Origin of the sequence: Hymenobacter mucosus, assembly GCF_900188255.1 — a bacterium.
Taxonomy (GTDB): Bacteria; Bacteroidota; Bacteroidia; order Cytophagales; family Hymenobacteraceae; genus Hymenobacter; species Hymenobacter mucosus.
In genome coordinates this window covers 47,431-63,857 of sequence record NZ_FZNS01000012.1, presented here as the reverse complement: position 1 = coordinate 63,857, position 16,427 = coordinate 47,431, and the positions used below count along the sequence as shown (strand labels likewise).

8 protein-coding genes are annotated in these 16,427 nt (G+C 59.2%); 6 read left to right on the top strand and 2 right to left on the bottom strand.

Annotated elements, in window-relative coordinates; genetic code table 11:
• The first annotated feature begins 32 nt into the window (after positions 1-32).
• Complete coding sequence (locus CHB83_RS20210) at positions 33-2,441, top strand: TonB-dependent receptor (protein WP_089334000.1); 2,409 nt, start codon at positions 33-35, stop codon at positions 2,439-2,441.
• A gap of 78 nt (positions 2,442-2,519) precedes the next feature.
• Here the strand turns inward: CHB83_RS20210 and CHB83_RS20205 are convergent, their stop codons facing one another.
• Positions 2,520-4,718 carry a GH92 family glycosyl hydrolase gene (locus CHB83_RS20205; RefSeq protein ID WP_089333999.1) on the bottom strand — a complete coding sequence of 733 codons (2,199 nt, stop codon included), beginning with the start codon at positions 4,716-4,718 and terminating at the stop codon, positions 2,520-2,522.
• 144 nt (positions 4,719-4,862) lie between these two features.
• Positions 4,863-6,323: a T9SS type A sorting domain-containing protein gene (locus CHB83_RS20200; protein ID WP_089333998.1), complete on the bottom strand. Its 1,461-nt coding sequence runs from the start codon at positions 6,321-6,323 to the stop codon at positions 4,863-4,865.
• Between the two features lie 549 nt (positions 6,324-6,872).
• On the opposite strand from CHB83_RS20200, the gene CHB83_RS20195 reads away from it, so the two are divergent.
• The 5 genes from CHB83_RS20195 to CHB83_RS20175 all read left to right on the top strand — a co-directional run bounded on the left by CHB83_RS20195 (position 6,873) and on the right by CHB83_RS20175 (position 16,412).
• Entirely contained in the window at positions 6,873-8,648 is a 1,776-nt protein-coding gene (locus CHB83_RS20195) for a class I mannose-6-phosphate isomerase (RefSeq protein ID WP_089333997.1), read from the top strand.
• A 67-nt stretch (positions 8,649-8,715) separates the two neighbouring features.
• Positions 8,716-9,516: a DeoR/GlpR family DNA-binding transcription regulator gene (locus CHB83_RS20190; RefSeq protein ID WP_055562786.1), complete on the top strand. Its 801-nt coding sequence runs from the start codon at positions 8,716-8,718 to the stop codon at positions 9,514-9,516.
• A gap of 137 nt (positions 9,517-9,653) precedes the next feature.
• Complete coding sequence (locus CHB83_RS20185; protein WP_089333996.1) at positions 9,654-11,051, top strand: sugar porter family MFS transporter; 1,398 nt, start codon at positions 9,654-9,656, stop codon at positions 11,049-11,051.
• A 557-nt stretch (positions 11,052-11,608) separates the two neighbouring features.
• Positions 11,609-14,782 (top strand): SusC/RagA family TonB-linked outer membrane protein, encoded by a 3,174-nt coding sequence (locus tag CHB83_RS20180; protein WP_179225581.1) that lies wholly within the window; start codon positions 11,609-11,611, stop codon positions 14,780-14,782.
• A gap of 19 nt (positions 14,783-14,801) precedes the next feature.
• A complete protein-coding gene (locus tag CHB83_RS20175; RefSeq protein ID WP_089333994.1) occupies positions 14,802-16,412 on the top strand; it encodes a RagB/SusD family nutrient uptake outer membrane protein in 1,611 nt (536 codons plus the stop codon).
• Positions 16,413-16,427: the final 15 nt, after the last annotated feature.

Below are 16,427 nucleotides of genomic sequence, written 5' to 3'. Positions count from 1 at the left end.
CTTTCGCCCCGTCCTCCAGCTTCTCCTGCCTTATGAAATGTTATACTCTCTTTACTACCCTTAGCGTCTTGCTGCTCAGCGGCCAAACCCGCGCCCAACAACCGGTTGCCGTGACAGGCACGGTGCACGACGCAACGGATGAGCCATTGGCCTTCGCCACGGTCGTGTTGGTGCACCTACCCGATTCGGTGGCAACGGCCACGCAAACGACGAATGAGCTAGGCTCGTATGACTTTGCGCGGGTTGCGGCCGGGCGCTACTGCCTGAAAGCCCAGCTGCTGAGTTACCGACCCGCCCGCAGTGCACCCTTTGAGGTGGCCAACCGGTCGATACTCATGCCCCGGCTGCTGCTCATGCCCCTTTCTACCACGTTGCAGGGCGTGACGGTGCAGGGCCGGCTGCCGGCTCTGGAGCAGCTCGCCGACCGCACCGTGTTGCACGTGGACCGCCTGAACACGGCCGGAGACAATGCGCTGGAGGTACTGCGCAAAGCACCCGGCGTGCAGCTTGACAAGGACGAGAACATCGTGTACCGCGGCAGTACCGGCCTGACAGTGCTGCTGGACGGGAAGCTTACCTACCTGAACGGGGAAAATCTCAAGGCCTACCTCAAGTCGCTCCCCGCTTCCGCCATCAGCCAAGTGGAGTTGCTACCTAACCCACCGGCCTCCCTTGATGCGGCCGGCACGGCCGGGGTGCTCAACATCCGGCTTAAACGCACCCAGCGGCCCGGGCTGAGCGGCACGGCAACGCTGGCGGGCGGCTACGGCCGCTACGAAAAGGCCTCAGGCAGCACCAACCTGCACTACAACGTGGGCCGGGTGCGGCTGTTTACTCGCCTGAGCGCTGGGCGCTACAACTCCTACAACCGCTTGGTGCAGGTGCGCTATATCCGCGACACGGTGTATCGGCAGGTGAACTACTGGCATCCGCTAGGGCACGCGCTCAACTTCGCGGCGGGCGTCGAGGTGCCCCTCACTCCCCGGCAGACCCTGGGTGGGCAGGTGCGCGGCAGCCGCTACGCCCAAACGGCCCCAACCACGAGCACAACTACCCTCACGGATGCGGCCGGCCGCCCGGTCGGGCGCTTGCAAATGGACAACCCCAAAGCCTCCCGTTCCGACAACGTGGGCCTCAACCTCAACTACCGCTTCACCCTCGACAGCCTGGGCCGCGAGCTGAGCGCCGATGCCGACTACGTTCGCTACCCTTCCACCGCCGACCAAATCTTCGCCAATTTAGCCTTCTCCCCCCTCAATGATAGTGCCCGCGACGCCGGCCGGTTGCGCAGCGCCGCCTCGTCGACGGTGACTGTGCGCGCGGCGAAGGCTGACTACGTGCACCCGGTAGCGGGCACAGCGTGGCGGGCCGAAACCGGCGCCAAAGTGAGTTGGGTGACCACGCGCAGTGCACTAGCCTTCGATACGTTTGTGGGTGATACCTGGCAGCCCGACCGGCTCCGTACCAATCAGTTTACCTACAACGAGACTATCACGGCGGCTTATCTGAGTTTGAGCACAACGCGGGGTAAGCTGGAACTGAAAGGCGGGTTACGTGGGGAGCAAACCCACTCCGTGGGCGAATCACCGACCACTGGGCAGCGCGTGCGGCGCAACTACGCGCAGCTATTCCCCAGCTTGTTTGCAACCTACAAGCTTACCCAGCACGACCAACTCGGCGTGTCCGGCAGCCGGCGCATCACGCGCCCGAACTACCAGAGTCTGAACCCATTTCTCAACTACACCGATGCCTACACTGCTCAACAGGGCAACCCGTACCTACTGCCCTCCTTGGCTACCTCTGCGGTGCTCACGTATACCCACCGGAACTTTCAGGTGCTGAGCCTAAGCTACCTGCGCGAAACAAACGGCATTAACAACGTCGTCTACCAGAACGACGAAACGAAAATTTCCACGTCCGTGGAGCAGAACCTGGACGAGGCCACAACGCTTGTCCTGTCTTCCGGGGGCCACTCGGACGTGGCGAAATGGTGGGGCGTGGACAACCAGCTGGCGGGCTCCTACGCGCAAACTCGTACCCTGGTTGAGGGCCAGACTGTGCGGTTGGCGCGCTTCGGTTGGTCGGCAAGTTCGGACCACACCTTCACTTTGCCGCGCCACTACCTGCTCACCGTTGGGGGCACCTATCGCTCCCCAACGGTGCAGGGACTATACCACGTCCGCGCCAACGGCTCGCTCAACCTAGGCCTGAAAAAGCAGCTCTGGCAGGAAAAAGCGACGCTGAGCCTGCGCCTCACCGACCTATTCTATACTGACCAGTGGCGCAGCTATTTGCGCTACCGCAACGTGGATATGACCTGGAACAACCAATACGAAAGCCGGAAGATATTGCTAAGCTTCACCTGGAAAATTGGTAGCGGCAAGGTCCTCAACCGCCACGCGGCAGGTAGCCAGGAGGAAGAAAACCGGGTTTCCAATTAAAACTCGGCTTACGATTACGAACCGGCCGAACAGGTAGATCTGGAGTGGCTGGGTAGTGCCGGGCTGCCCCAGGAAGATTTATTTGGTGGAAACTTCCAGGCGCCCCCCCGTACGGAACAAGGTGTGGTCCACGAAGTAGCCCTGGTTGGTGTGCCCATTTACCTTAATGGTGCTTAGGCTGCGGCCGTTGCCCGTTTTCTTCACAGTGAATGTGGTGCCGTTATCGGCTTTCCAGCTGACTTCATCAAAGAGAGGCACACTCACAAGGTACTTGGCGTCGGCAGCAGAATACGGGTAGAGGCCCGTGGAGCTGAACACGTACCAGGCCGACATTTCGCCCGCGTCGTCCATGCCAGAGTAACCCAGGCCGTCTTTGCCCATACCGTAGAACTTGTCCATAATCTCATCGAGCCGGCGCTGCGACTTTTCCGGCTTTCCAATGAAGTAGTAGGAGAAGGGCGTTTCGTGGTCGGGCTGGTTGCCGTGGCAGTACTGCCCAATAAAGCCCGATACGTTGCGGGCAATATGGGAGGGATTCCAGGGCACGGTGAACAGCGAATCCAGCTTGGCCTCGAAGGGCTGGGCCCCACCGTATAAGGCTATTAGGCCGGGCATGTCGTGGGGGGCGAAAAAGGAAACCTGCCAGGCGTTGGCTTCCCGGTACATGTACTCGTAGTAAGGATACTGCGGATCGAAGGGTTTCACCCAAGAGCCATCGGCGAGGCGACCACGCATAAACTTAGTGGCGGGGTCGAACAGATGCTTGTAGTTCTTCGACCTAGCCATCATCATCCGGTAGGTAGTGGTGTCCTTTAAAATCCGGGCCAGTTGGGCCACGGCGTAGTCGTCGAAGGCATACTCCAGGGTTTTCGATACGCCGGCCTTGTCTTTGGTTTCCACCTCCGGGTTCGCTACTTCCGTGGTAGAGATGTACCCTTTTTGGATGTACTCGGCAATGTGGGGGCGGGCTCCACCTTCCAAATTAGCGTTGCGCAGCATCAGTCGGTACACATCCTGCACGTCGAAGTTGGTGATGCCCCGCTGGTAAGAGCCAACAATCAAAGCCGAAGCATGGTCGCCGTGAAAGAAGGTGGGCAAGAACCCGGTCTTATGGCCTACATCCTGCATAGACTTAATCACGTCGGTTGTTACCTGGGGCGTGAGCATACCAATCAGCAAGTCCTTGTTGCGGTAGGTATCCCACAAGGAAGGCTCGGTGTAGTAATTGAAGTCGGCCTTGACCACGTTGCCCTGCACGTCGCGGTATTCGCCATTCAGGTCGCTACGTAGCGCCGGCCATAGAAACGAGCGGTATAAGCAGCTATAGAACAGCTGCTTTTGCTTGGCTGTACCGCCCTTTACGTTCACCTTGGCAAGCAAGCTTTCCCAGGTTTGCTCAGCCTGCTGGCGCACCTGCTCAAACGAGCGGCTGCCGATTTCCTGCTCCAGGTTCTGCTTGGCATTCTGCACGCTCACGAATGATATTCCGATTCTGAGTTCCACAGGCTTACTGCCGCCGGCCGGTAGGCGCACCACAGCCACGCCGTCTTGGGCACCCTTGCTTGGCACGTCCAGGCCCTGCAGGTTTTCGCTGAGTACTCCGTAGAAGTACACCGTCTGGCGGCCCGTTTCCTGAAAACCCTGTACGGCCGCTGGGCCCGCTTTTTCTATGCTCCAGTTGGTAACCCGCTCGTTGGACTGCGCAAGCTTGAACACGATGCGGCGGTTGTCTGGCTGGTGGTAGCGGTAGCGGTGAAACCCGCAGCGCAGGGTAGACGTGAGTTCTACCTGCACCCCGTAATCCTGCAGCGTAACGCCGTAGAAGCCCGGCGAGGCCTTTTCAGTGGCTTTAGCGAAGCGCGAAGAGTAGCCGGCCGGAGTAGTCGCCCCCGAAACCGGTAAAACCGGTAAGTGGCACAAGTTCCAGTGGCCCTTGTTGGTGTGGGCGAAGGCGTAAATCACCGAGTCCTCGTAGTCGTAGCCGGCGCCGGTGTGAAACTCGGTGATGGGGCTCAACTGCACCATAGCATTAGGCAACGAGCTCCCCGGAAACACGAGACCAGCCCACACGCCCCGCCAGTCCTTGGGAGGGGCGTATCCAATGGTTTTGGGGTCGTTGAACGGGGCTGTACCCATGAAGGGGTTAGCGTATTGCAGGTGGCCGCCCGGGGTGGGGTGGCTATCCGTCCGGTAAGTACTGCTCGGCGTAGAGGTTCTGGCGCAGGAGCAGGTACACCATACTACTAGTACAATCAAATAGCTCTTCAGCTTTATCATCGGGTGGAAGTACAGATGGGGGAGGAGTAGCAAGGCGCACTACAGCAGCCAGCGGGCGAGACTGGATGAGCACGCTCCCGGCGGCTTCATTTTCTGACGCCTATGTCAAGGCAGCGCAAGCCAATACTAGCGCCGTTTAGTAGTTTACTTCTTTACAAAGCGCTGTGATAAGCACTGCTGCCCGCTGACCCAAGAGATAATATAAACGCCGGGAGCCAGGGCCGAGACATCAAGCGACGTGTTATAAGACGGGGCGCTAATCACGATTTGGCCTAGGGAATTACGCACCGTGACTTGGCCACCGGCAAGAGTACGGTTTGCTTGCAGGCTCAAGCGGTTTACAACCGGGTTAGGAAATACCGCTAGTTCGGTGGATTTCGCGGTAGCAGGGCTGGCAGCGGCCAGAGGCGTATTCGTTACGTGGGCTACCCGCAGAATGGCGGCTGCGGCGCAGGCTTGGCCCATCATCATTACCGAGGCCGGGAACAGGTAGCGGCGGTCCTGGTTCCACGTGCCGTCGGCGTCATTGTAGGAGCCGGGGTAGTAGCCAAGCTGGTCGCGGCCATACTCAATGAGGTAGTCCACAATGTTGCGCGCCGCCGTGAGCCACCTAGCATTATGGTCTACTTCGTAAAAGTCTACCAGCATTTCTACCATGTCGCTGCCACCCCAGAAGGATATTTCGCTTAGTCCTTTACCGGGGGTGTACCACTGTCGCAGGCAGGCGTCTGCCATTACCGTGGCATCGTCGAGGTAGCGGCTGTCGCCGGTTAGCTGGTACAGCTTAAGAGCCAGCTGAATATTGGGGGTAGTTTGGTAGGCACGGTAGCCAGCCCCGTTCTCACCATGACCGGTTAGGCTCCAACTATTGTTGTTATAAAAGGAGAACTGGTTGAGCAGGTTTGTATTGGCATCGCGCAGCTTCCAGCTTACAGTATTAATTTTTTCATAGTATCGCTTGGCAATATCTAAGTATTGAGGGTCGGTGCTGTTCTTGGCAATCAGGGCACAGTGGAGGGCCGGCAAGATGGTAGCCTGCGAGTAAAACTTACCCCAGCCCAGCTCACTTTCCTTTTGCGGTACGCCCCAGTTCGCGTCGCGCGCATTCAAGCAGTAATTGAGGCCAATTAAAGAGCGCTCATATAGGCCGGTTTCAGTAGGCAAAACCTGCTGGTAGGCGTCCATGAGGGCAAGCCCGATGATGGCGTTGTCGTCATACAAAGGGTCGGCGCCGGGCACAATGTCGGAGGCGTACTTGCCATTCTGCCTATATTGGTCGAGGGCGTAGGCATAGGACCGAAGCCGGGCAGTATACTTAGCCGGATTGGCTAGGGCGCCGTAGCGGAGGGCCCGCAGCATGTGGGAGGCTGGCCAAACGTAGCTTGCCCCGCCGCGCTCCACAATAATGTTTTCGTTGCCATCAATTTGCTCCACATAGAGCTGCTTGCTGGCATTGTAAAACTTGGTGTTCAGCTTGTCAAGAATAGCTTCGCCGGCAACGTGGTACTTGTTCTGGCCGGAAGCGGTAGTGATAGTAAGCACACAGCCAGCCACGAGCAGGGCTAGGTACCGTGGCGCAAAAAGGAGGGTAGCAAAATACTTCATAGCAGGTTGGCACGAAAGGGTGGGAAGAAGAGCAGGAAAGCTTGCCCAGCGGGCAGCAGTTGTGTTCACTTAGATAGATGAGCGACGAGGCAACGCTACTGCAGGATGCTACCACTTGCTGACTGCCATCTGCAAGAAAATGCGCCTAGGGTGAGCCCTAACTTGCCCATAAGGAAGTGGATGAAAACAGCATCTAGTAGCAGAATAGAGAGAGGAGGGTAGGGGCAGGCTCTGCTGCCACACAGAGCCCAATAAGTGATTTACTTTCACAGGCACTAGCAGCCGTCATCTCCAAAAGCGCTGGGCCTAGTGTGGGCTGAAGTAGTATTTAAGCAAATGAAAGTATTTATTTTTCGTTTTGCTATGAAACGAACATTTTTGTTGTCAATATTGGTCAAGTGAAACGTATAGCCCACGCTTCAATAGGCTACGCGTTTCCGCTGCGAGGGAAGTACGCACGCCTTCAACCCGGTGCCAGCTACAGTTTTCCTTCGTTGCCAGCTAGTAGGCAATGCTGATTTCTCCCTTCTCTTTTCCCTTCTCCAGTCTATGCGCTCCTCCAACTATGACAAGTTTCCCTTCGTGCCGGTAGCGGCTAAAGCGGATGCTTGCCAAACCGGGTGGCCCGCCATTATCGAGGCATTACGCACGGCGCTGGAGGCGGCGTCCTCCGCACCCGGTCAGCCCCTGGTTCTGGCCGTAGAATGCTACCCCGGCACCAATCTGGAATTGCTACAGCAGCAACTAAGGCCGGGCTTGCCGGCGAATCAATGGCTAGTAGCAGATGATTACTACCGCCGCCCAGCTGAAATTGATCTGCTAGTTGCTGGCTCCCTTACCAACGACCCCGTCTTTGGTCGGCTGAATGGATTACTGATAGCCGATTTTTTTGACCCCGAGCGGCTCCACCAGGCCCAGGAAACCTTAGCTACGGCTGCGGGCCAGCTGGTAGTGCTAGTGGGTACCGGTGCCACGCTAGTATACCCGGCTCCGGCCCTGGTAGTATATGCTGACCTAGCCCGCTGGGAAATTCAGCTCCGGCAGCGGCGGGGCGAAATTGGGAACTTAGGCAGCCACAACTTCACAGAGAAGGCCAGCCTAAAGTACAAGCGCGCCTTTTTCGTGGATTGGCGGGCGGCCGACCGGCTGAAGAAGCAGGTGCTGCCCCAGGCTGATTTTCTGCTGGATACCAACGACTCCACCGTGCCCAAGCTCATCAGCGGGGCCGACCTGCGGGCGGGACTAGCGGCCACCGTGCGGCGGCCATTTCGGGTAGTGCCCTTTTTCGACCCCGGGCCCTGGGGCGGGCAGTGGCTGCGCGAAGTCTGCGACCTACCCGACGGCCCGGCGAACTACGCCTGGGGCTTCGACTGCGTACCCGAGGAAAACTCTTTGCTGCTGGGCTTTGGGGAAGCCCGCGTGGAAATCCCGAGCATTAACCTCGTATTTGCACACCCCCGGGAGCTGCTAGGGGAGGCCGTGCATGGGCGCTTCGGCACCGAGTTTCCTATCCGCTTCGACTTTCTCGATACCATGGGCGGCGGCAATCTTTCCCTGCAGGTGCACCCGCTCACGGAATACGCCCACGACCAGTTTGGCCTGGCTTACACCCAAGACGAAAGCTACTACCTGCTCGCGGCCGAGCCGGATGCGGTGGTGTACCTAGGCCTGAAAGAAAACGTGAACGTCCCGGCCATGGTGGCCGACTTGCAGCGCGCCCAAGAAGATGGTGGGGCTCCTTTTCCCGCGGCCAAGTACATCAACGAGTTTCCGGCTCGCCAGCACGACCACTTTCTAATTCCGGCGGGCACCATTCACTGCTCGGGTGCTAATGCCATGGTGCTAGAAATCTCGGCCACCCCCTACATTTTTACCTTCAAACTGTGGGATTGGGAGCGCCTGGGCCTTGATGGCCGCCCCCGGCCCATCCACCTCGCTCACGGCGCGGCCAACATTGCACCTGACCGCACCACCACCTGGGTAACGGACCACCTGGTTAACCACGTGGAGCCCGTGGCCTGCGGCCCCGGCTGGCGGGAAGAGCGCACAGGCCTGCACGAGCGAGAGTTTATCGAGACCCGCCGCCACTGGTTTACGGGCGTAGTGCCGCATCACACCCAAGGTGGGGTTCAGGTGCTGAACTTAGTGCAGGGAGCCGAAGCCCTTGTGGAAAGCCCCAGCCAAGCTTTCGAGCCCTTCGTGGTTCATTACGCGGAAACGTTTATCGTGCCAGCAGTGGTAGGCGCCTACACCATTCGGCCCCACGGACCGGCTACCGGTACCGAATGCGCCACCCTGAAGGCCTACGTGCGAACTCAGCCCTAGCGCAGCCCGCCCACCATTTGGCAGCTACCTTCACTCGCAAATCGACTTTTTGAACCCGATACGAGATATGCCTGACTTATTAGCGCCTGATAACGCGGCCGCCGCCCGCGCCCAAGTGATTGTTGAGAAACTGCTGCACACCGGCACGGTAGCCGTCGAGGAGTTAGCTACCCTGTTTGGCGTTTCGGTGGTCACGGTGCGCCGCGACCTGATGGAACTAGAGCAGCAAGGCCGCCTCCGGCGCACACACGGGGGCGCAGTGCCCCGCGAGCCCCTGCTCTACGAGCCCTTTCGGTATAACTCCAGCTTCCACGACCAGATTGACCGCAACCTGGCTGAAAAGCGCCGCATTGGCCTAGCCGCCGCCGCCCTCATTCAGCCCGGCGAGACTATTTCCCTGACGGCTGGCACCACTACTACCCAGGTTACGCGCAGCCTCCGCTCGGACGCCAACGTGACGGTCATCACCAATACCGTTAACGTGGCTATGGAGCTAAGCCACCGCCAAGATGTGCGCGTGTTTGTAACGGGCGGCTTTCTGACGGGTGGCTGGTTTTCGCTGGTGGGGCCGGCCACTACCCAAGCACTCAGCCAATTCTTTGTTGACAAAGTCTTTATTGGTGTCAACGGCATTGATGCCGAGAAGGGCCTGACCTCCCTACACCCTGAGGAGGCCGCCGTAATTCAGGTTATGCTACGCCAAGCCACGCGCCGCATCGTAGTGGCCGACCATACCAAGCTCGGGACGGTTGCTACCTCGCTGATCTGCCCCATCGGCGAAGTGCACCAGCTTATTACGGACACGGGCGCTACCGAAGACCAGGTAGCCCCCTTCCGGCAGCAAGGAATAGAGGTGCTGCTGGTGTGATTCACCTTGTGAAGTAGCCCCAACGGCTTGGTCTGCCCCGGGCCAGCGCGCAGAGAAGGTAGCCTTCGGGAAGGGGCGCACTCACGTGGGGCGCCCAGTATTATTCTGATTAGTAAAATGCTTACCGCCTAACTACTATGCCCCTCCACGCCTCCTCCGGTCCTCTCCTGCGCGAATCCGTTGCCCAGCCGCCTTCTCCTGCCAGGTCAACGGGTAACGCCGGCTACGTTTACCTGATTGCGACCGTGGCGGCGCTGGGGGGGCTGCTTTTCGGTTTCGACACGGCCATCATCAATGGGGCCCTAGTATTTTTGAAAAAGGACTTTGGCCTGACCGATACAGAAACCGAACTGGCCGCGAGCAGTATTCTGTTTGGGGCGGTGGCGGGCGCAGCCGTGGCCGGCGGGCTCACCGACCGCTACGGGCGTCGCCGCCTGCTATTTGGGGCCGCCCTCTTATTTACACTTTCGGCGGTGGCGGCGGCGCTGCCCCGCACGCTGACCGAATTTGTAGTGGCCCGGCTAGCGGGCGGCCTCGCCATTGGGCTGGCCTCACTGCTGGTGCCGCTTTACATTGCCGAAATTGCCCCGGCTCGCATTCGGGGGCTGCTAGTGACGCTCAATCAGCTGGCCATCGTCACGGGTATTCTGCTGGCTTACGTTGCTAGCTACTACTTAGCCGGGCAGGGGGTAGCGTCGTGGCGTTGGATGTTTGCTTCGGCGGCGGTGCCCTCTCTGCTCTTTATGGTCACGCTGCTGCTGGTACCGGAAAGTCCGCGTTGGTTGTTGGGCCAGGGGCGCGAAGCCGAAGCAATAGGTACGCTCACCCGCCTGAATGGTCCCGTTGCCGCAGCCACCGAGACGGCCGAAATTCAGACTGCTCTAGCGGCCGAGCGGGGGGCAGAAGCCAACCTCTACCAGCCCCGCTTGCGCCAACCGTTGCGCATTGCGGTGGTGCTAGCGGTATTACAGCAGATTACGGGCATCAATACAATTCTCTACTACGGCTCCATTATTTTCACCGAGCACAGCGGGCAGAGTGCCGCTTCAGCCATCGGAGCCAACGCCCTGATTGGGGGCATCAACTTCGCAGGCACCATTGTCGCCTTGTTCGTTATCGACCGGGTAGGGCGCAAGCCTCTGCTGCTGCTAGCGTCGGGGGGCATGACCCTGGCCTTGGGTGCGCTGGTAGTGGCCCTGCACCTGGGTGCGCCGGGGCCGTGGCTGCTGGGGCTTATCATGCTCTACGTAGCCTGCTTCGCGGTAGGGCTTGGACCGGGCGTATGGGTGGTAATCACCGAAATATTCCCCAACGCCGTGCGGGGCCGGGGGGCCTCTGTGGCTACGGTTGCCCTGTGGATTGCCTGCACCGTAGTCTCGTTTACGTTCCTATCATTGGTAAAAGCCGCGGGGCTGGCCGGAGCCTTCGGACTTTACGCCGGGCTTTCGGCCCTCACGTTCCTGTTTGTGTGGCGAGCCGTACCCGAGACCAAAGGGCGGACCTTGGAAGAGATTGAACGTGGGTGGCATTCATGAGCCAGCAAGCAAAGCATACAGCCGTTGCCGCCGCCAGTACTCTAATAGGTACAAGCCTTAAGTAATACACAATGATAACATATTGAAAATCAACAAATTATTATTAAAATATAAAACTTTTTTGCATAAATTGGCAGTGTAAATTGTTTTAGCTTAAACGATTTAGCTATTATTGCTGACGGTTAGATATATCTTGCTTCCAATAGGTACCAACTTCGTGACGATGTGGGACTTAAGCACTGTATTAACGCAGGTTTGAGTAGCCACTACACTGCCGAATAGGCTCAGGGGTAATTAAGAAATCGCCCCTTGCTTATTTATCCCTAGATCCTCGCACGGCACCAGGAATTATGGGCGCAGTATTAGCGCCTTGGTTCGCTAAAGAGCCGCCCTTTATCTGAGTTACTGGGCCGCTGGCCCACGAATACGCTTCCCTGTAGTCCTTTCTACCTACGGCTACTCCTGAGTAGATCAAGGACGCGCCCCGTCGTCATCAGCCTCCAAGGCTGATGCATGACTCCCCCTGCTCTATCTCCTCCATTTATCCCACCCATCATATGGCAAACTTTACTCGCTACGTGCGTTTGGCAGCACTGCTGGGCGCCGTACCCAGTGGCGCCAGCCAGGCCCAAGGGGCTTGGGCTCTGGCTTTGCAAAACCCTCCCACCCCGGCTCTAGCTGTTCCTACCCGATCAACGGTCCTGGCTGATGTCACCGTAGCTGGCCGCGTAACGGATAGTAAGGGAGCCGGCCTCCCCGGGGTGACGGTGGTGGTGAAAGGTACCACCCAAGGCACCAGCACCAACTCCGACGGCTCTTTCTCCCTGCAAGCGCCGGAAAATAGTGTGCTGGTATTCAGCTTCGTGGGCTACAGCCGCCGAGAAGTACCCGTAACCGGGGCCACCAGCCAACTCTCCGTAACTCTCACCGACGACACGCAGGCCCTACAGGAAGTTGTGGTAGTTGGCTACGGCACCCAGCAGCGGGCCAACGTGACTGGGGCCATCAACACGGTGGGCGGGGCCACCCTGGAAAACCGCCCGGTCACTACGGTGGCCCAGGCCCTGCAAGGCTCTTCCCCCAACTTAACTATTCAGCAGAGCAGTGCCGAGCCAGGCGCCGGCCTCAACATCAATATTCGGGGCGTTGGCACCTTGGGTAATGCTTCCCCGCTCATCATTGTGGATGGGATTCCGGGCTCGCTCAACGCCTTGAACCCCAATGATATTGAGAGCGTCACGGTGCTCAAGGATGCTGCTTCGGCCGCCATCTACGGCTCCCGCGCTGCCAATGGCGTGCTGCTGGTGACCACGAAGCAGGGCACACTCAATCAGAAGCCCGTTATCAGCTATAACACGGTGCTGGGCTGGCAGGCCCCGAACTTCCAACGCAAGCCCGTCACGGGCCTGGAGTTCATGCAACTCAAAAACGAAGCCTTAATTAACTCCGGACAGGCCCCGCAGTTTTCTCCCCAGCAGATGCGCGACTTTGCTGAGCAGGGTGACTACGAGTGGCATCTCAACAAGGTGCTCAAAAAGCAGGCTTTTCAGCAAAACCACAACCTGAGCGTCAGCGGCAGCTCGGGCCGGACGCGCTACTTGCTTTCCCTGGGCTACGTCGATCAGAACAGCTTGTTCTACGGCGACGACTATGGATTTAAGCGTCTGAACAGCCGCCTGAATCTGACTACGCAGGTAACGGACCGACTCAAGGTCGGGGCTATCTTCGCCTACGCCCATGTGGGCACTCGCGAGCATGCTTTTGACTCGCAGTGGATTATCAGCGACGCGGCCCGCATCCCGGTTATTTACCCCGTGCAGGATGAGCAGGGCAATTACGTAACCCCGGCTACCTCCACCAGCAACTCGGCAAATCGTCTCCTGAACGGCGGCCTACGCACCAACTCCAACGACAATGGCTACGCCAATCTCAACGCCGAGCTGGAGCTGGTGAAGGGGTTGAAACTACGCGGCGTGGTAGGCGGAGATTTGTGGAATTATCAGCTCGACGAATTTACCCGCAGCCTGCAGTACGTAACTCTGGATGGCTCGCCCACAGCCGGGGGCGACGGCAACAACTCGGTGCAGAAGCGCAACCAGCGCACCCTGCTGACGAACTATCAGGCCGTTCTCAACTACGACCGGACGTTTGCTAACAAGCACGGCGTGCAGGCGCTAGTTGGCTATTCAACTGAGCACTTCACCGACGACCGGCAGGGGGTTCGCGTCATCAACGTGCCCGGCAATGACTTCGGAGTGGTGAACAATGGTACGACCTACGCCGGCGTATTCGACCCCAGCGGGGGCTACCACGCCAACGGCACGTACGGCAACCAGGAGCAGTGGGCTCTTAACTCGGTATTCGGGCGCCTGAACTACGCCTTCGCCGGCAAATACTTGGTGGAAGGCAGCTTCCGCTACGATGGCTCGTCGCGGTTTGCCAGCAACAAGCGCTGGGGCTTTTTTCCGTCGGTATCAGTTGGCTGGCGTCCCTTGGAAGAGGCATTCCTGGGCTTCTTGCAGCCTACTTTCAGCGACTTGAAGGTGCGCGGCTCCCTTGGGCAGCTAGGCAACCAGAACATTGGCCTGTACCGCTACCTGAGCACCGTAAGCTTGGCTCCGGGCACGTATTCCTTTGGTGGCACGCCCGTATCCGGGTCCTACTTCAGCACCTCCAACGCCGACATTACCTGGGAAACGGCCACCATGGGCAATGTGGGCCTCGACCTGGCCTTCTTCCAGAACGCCCTCTCCTTCAGCGTCGATTACTTCGACAAGCGCACTAGCGACATTCTCATCGACTTGCCGGTTGCCGCAACCTTTGGGGCGGGCGCGCCCACCCAGAACGCGGCCAAGGTGCGCAACCAGGGCTGGGAAGTAACGGCTACCTACCGGATGCGCACGGGAAGCGGCTTCAACCAGAGCCTGAGTCTTAATGCGGCGGATAGCCGCAATACCGTGACTGATACCAAGGGGGTAGAAACCATCCGGGGGGGCGACGCCACGAACATCATCCGCGAAGGATTCCCCATCAACTCCTACTACGGCTACCGCACGGCCGGCTTGTACCAGACGCTTGAGGAAGTCAACGCCGGACCCAAGCCCTCGTTCGTGGCTCCCGGTACGGTGCGCCCAGGCGACATTCGCTACGTGGACCGCAATGGCGATGGAGTTATCAACCAGGATGACCGCTTTATTCTAGACAATCCGTTTCCACGCTACACCTTCGGGGCCACGTACTCGGCCGATTATAAGGGCTTTGACCTGCTGGTGTTCGTGCAAGGCGTGGGCAAGCGCAGCCTCTACATTCGGGGCGAAGGGGTGGAGGCCTTCCACAACAACTGGGAAAACGTGTACCAGCAGCACCTAGACCGCTGGACGCCGACCAACCCCGATGGGGACTACCCCCGCCTGACCATCGGTACGGCCTCAACCAACAACAACCAGGGGTCGGACTACTGGCTGCAGAATGGCGCCTACGCCCGCTTGAAGAACGTGCAGCTGGGCTACACCCTGCCCGCCACGCTTACCAAAAAGGCTGCCATTCAGCGGCTGCGCATTTTTGCTTCGGGCCAGGACCTCTTTACCCTGAGCCACCTGAAGAAGATTGGGTTTGACCCCGAAATCTCCGAGTTCAGCGAGAGTGTGGGCACCGGTGGGGGCCGCGGCAGCAGTGGCCGGGTATATCCGGCCGTGCGCGTCATGACCCTCGGGCTTGATATCTCCCTCTAACTTCCATCTCCCCACTCAGATGAAACGCAATTTTCGCTATACTATACTGCTTGGGCTTGGGCTGGGCTTGGGTTTCTCGGCCTGTCAGAAGCTTGACTTGCCGCCCACCGACCGCCCAACTGACGCCACGTTCTGGCAGCAGCCCACCGACGCGGCCAACGTGCTGGCTACCTGCTACGAAAACCTTTACAACGCCGAGTACTTCTTCTTCAACGAAGTGCTCTCCGATAATGCCTACAACAAAAGCGACGTGAACGGCTCGAATGCCCGCAACATCGCCGAGGGAGCCTACGGCACCAACCAGCAGCGCATCACCAACGAGTGGGGCTACCACTACAGCGGCATCCGCAAGTGCAATCAGCTGCTGGCCAACATCGACAAGATTACCAGTCTGGACGCTGGCCTGAAGGCTCGCTACCAGGCGGAAGCCCGGGCGCTACGCGCCTACCAGTACTTTCAGCTTCTGACCTGGTACGGCGATGTGCCCCTGATTACCGAAGAAATCAGCGTTACGGAGGCGGCGGGCGTGGCGCGCACCCCGCGGGCCGAGGTGCTAAACTTCGTGCTTGAGGAGCTGGATGCCGCCGCCGCCGACCTACCCCTGAATACGGCCTACGCCGCCGAGGATCGGGGGCGCTTCACCAAAGGAGCGGCCCTGGCCGTGAAAGCCCGAGTGCTGCTTTACGAAGGCCGCTGGGCCGAGGTGGCGACCATCACGGAGCAGCTCTTGAACAACCAAGCCGGTGCCTACAGTCTGTTTGCGAGCTACGCCGGCGTGTTTTCGCCTAACAACGAAGGCAATAGCGAAGTAATGCTGGACCTGCAGTACCTGTTTCCCTCCCGCACGCACTCCGAGCAGCGGTTTTTCATTCCGCGCACGGAGGGCAAGCTCATTTGCGCGATTGCCCCAACCCAAGAACTGGTGGATAGCTACGTGATGGCTAACGGCAAGGCCATTACCGAGGCCGGTTCGGGCTACAATGAGACCACTCCCTACGTGGGCCGCGACCCGCGCCTTTCGGCTACACTGGTGTACGATGGGTACCGGTGGCAGCGGCCGGATGGCTCAAGCATCCTTATCCGCACTCTGCCGGGTACCGGTGATAACTCCGTGGACCGCGCCGATGCCAGCCCCACGGGTTACTACTCGGCCAAGTACTTCGACCCAACCGCCGATGCCAACTTGAACTCGGGCCTCAACCTGATCTTGATCCGGTATGCCGACGTGCTGCTCATGCACGCCGAGGCCAAGAATGAGCTGGATCAACTGAGCGCCGGGGAGTGGAACCGCACCATCGGGGCCCTGCGGCGCCGGGCTGGCTTCACCGACCCGGCCGCGCTAGCCTTTCCCGGAGGCGACAAAGCCAGCCTGCAAGCCGTGGTGCGGCGCGAGCGGCGCACTGAGCTGGCCATGGAAGGCCTGCGCATCTTTGACTTGCGCCGCTGGCGCACGGCCCAAACCGCCCTCAACGGGTTTGCCCACGGCATCAAGGCCGGAAATCCATCCGTGGACAATGGTTACCTGCGGGTTGACCAACGCACGTTTGACCCCGCCAAGCACTACCTCTGGCCCGTGCCCCAGCGGGAGCGGGACATCAACCCCAACCTCAGCCAAAACCCTGGCTGGTAGCTCATTTCTCCGTTT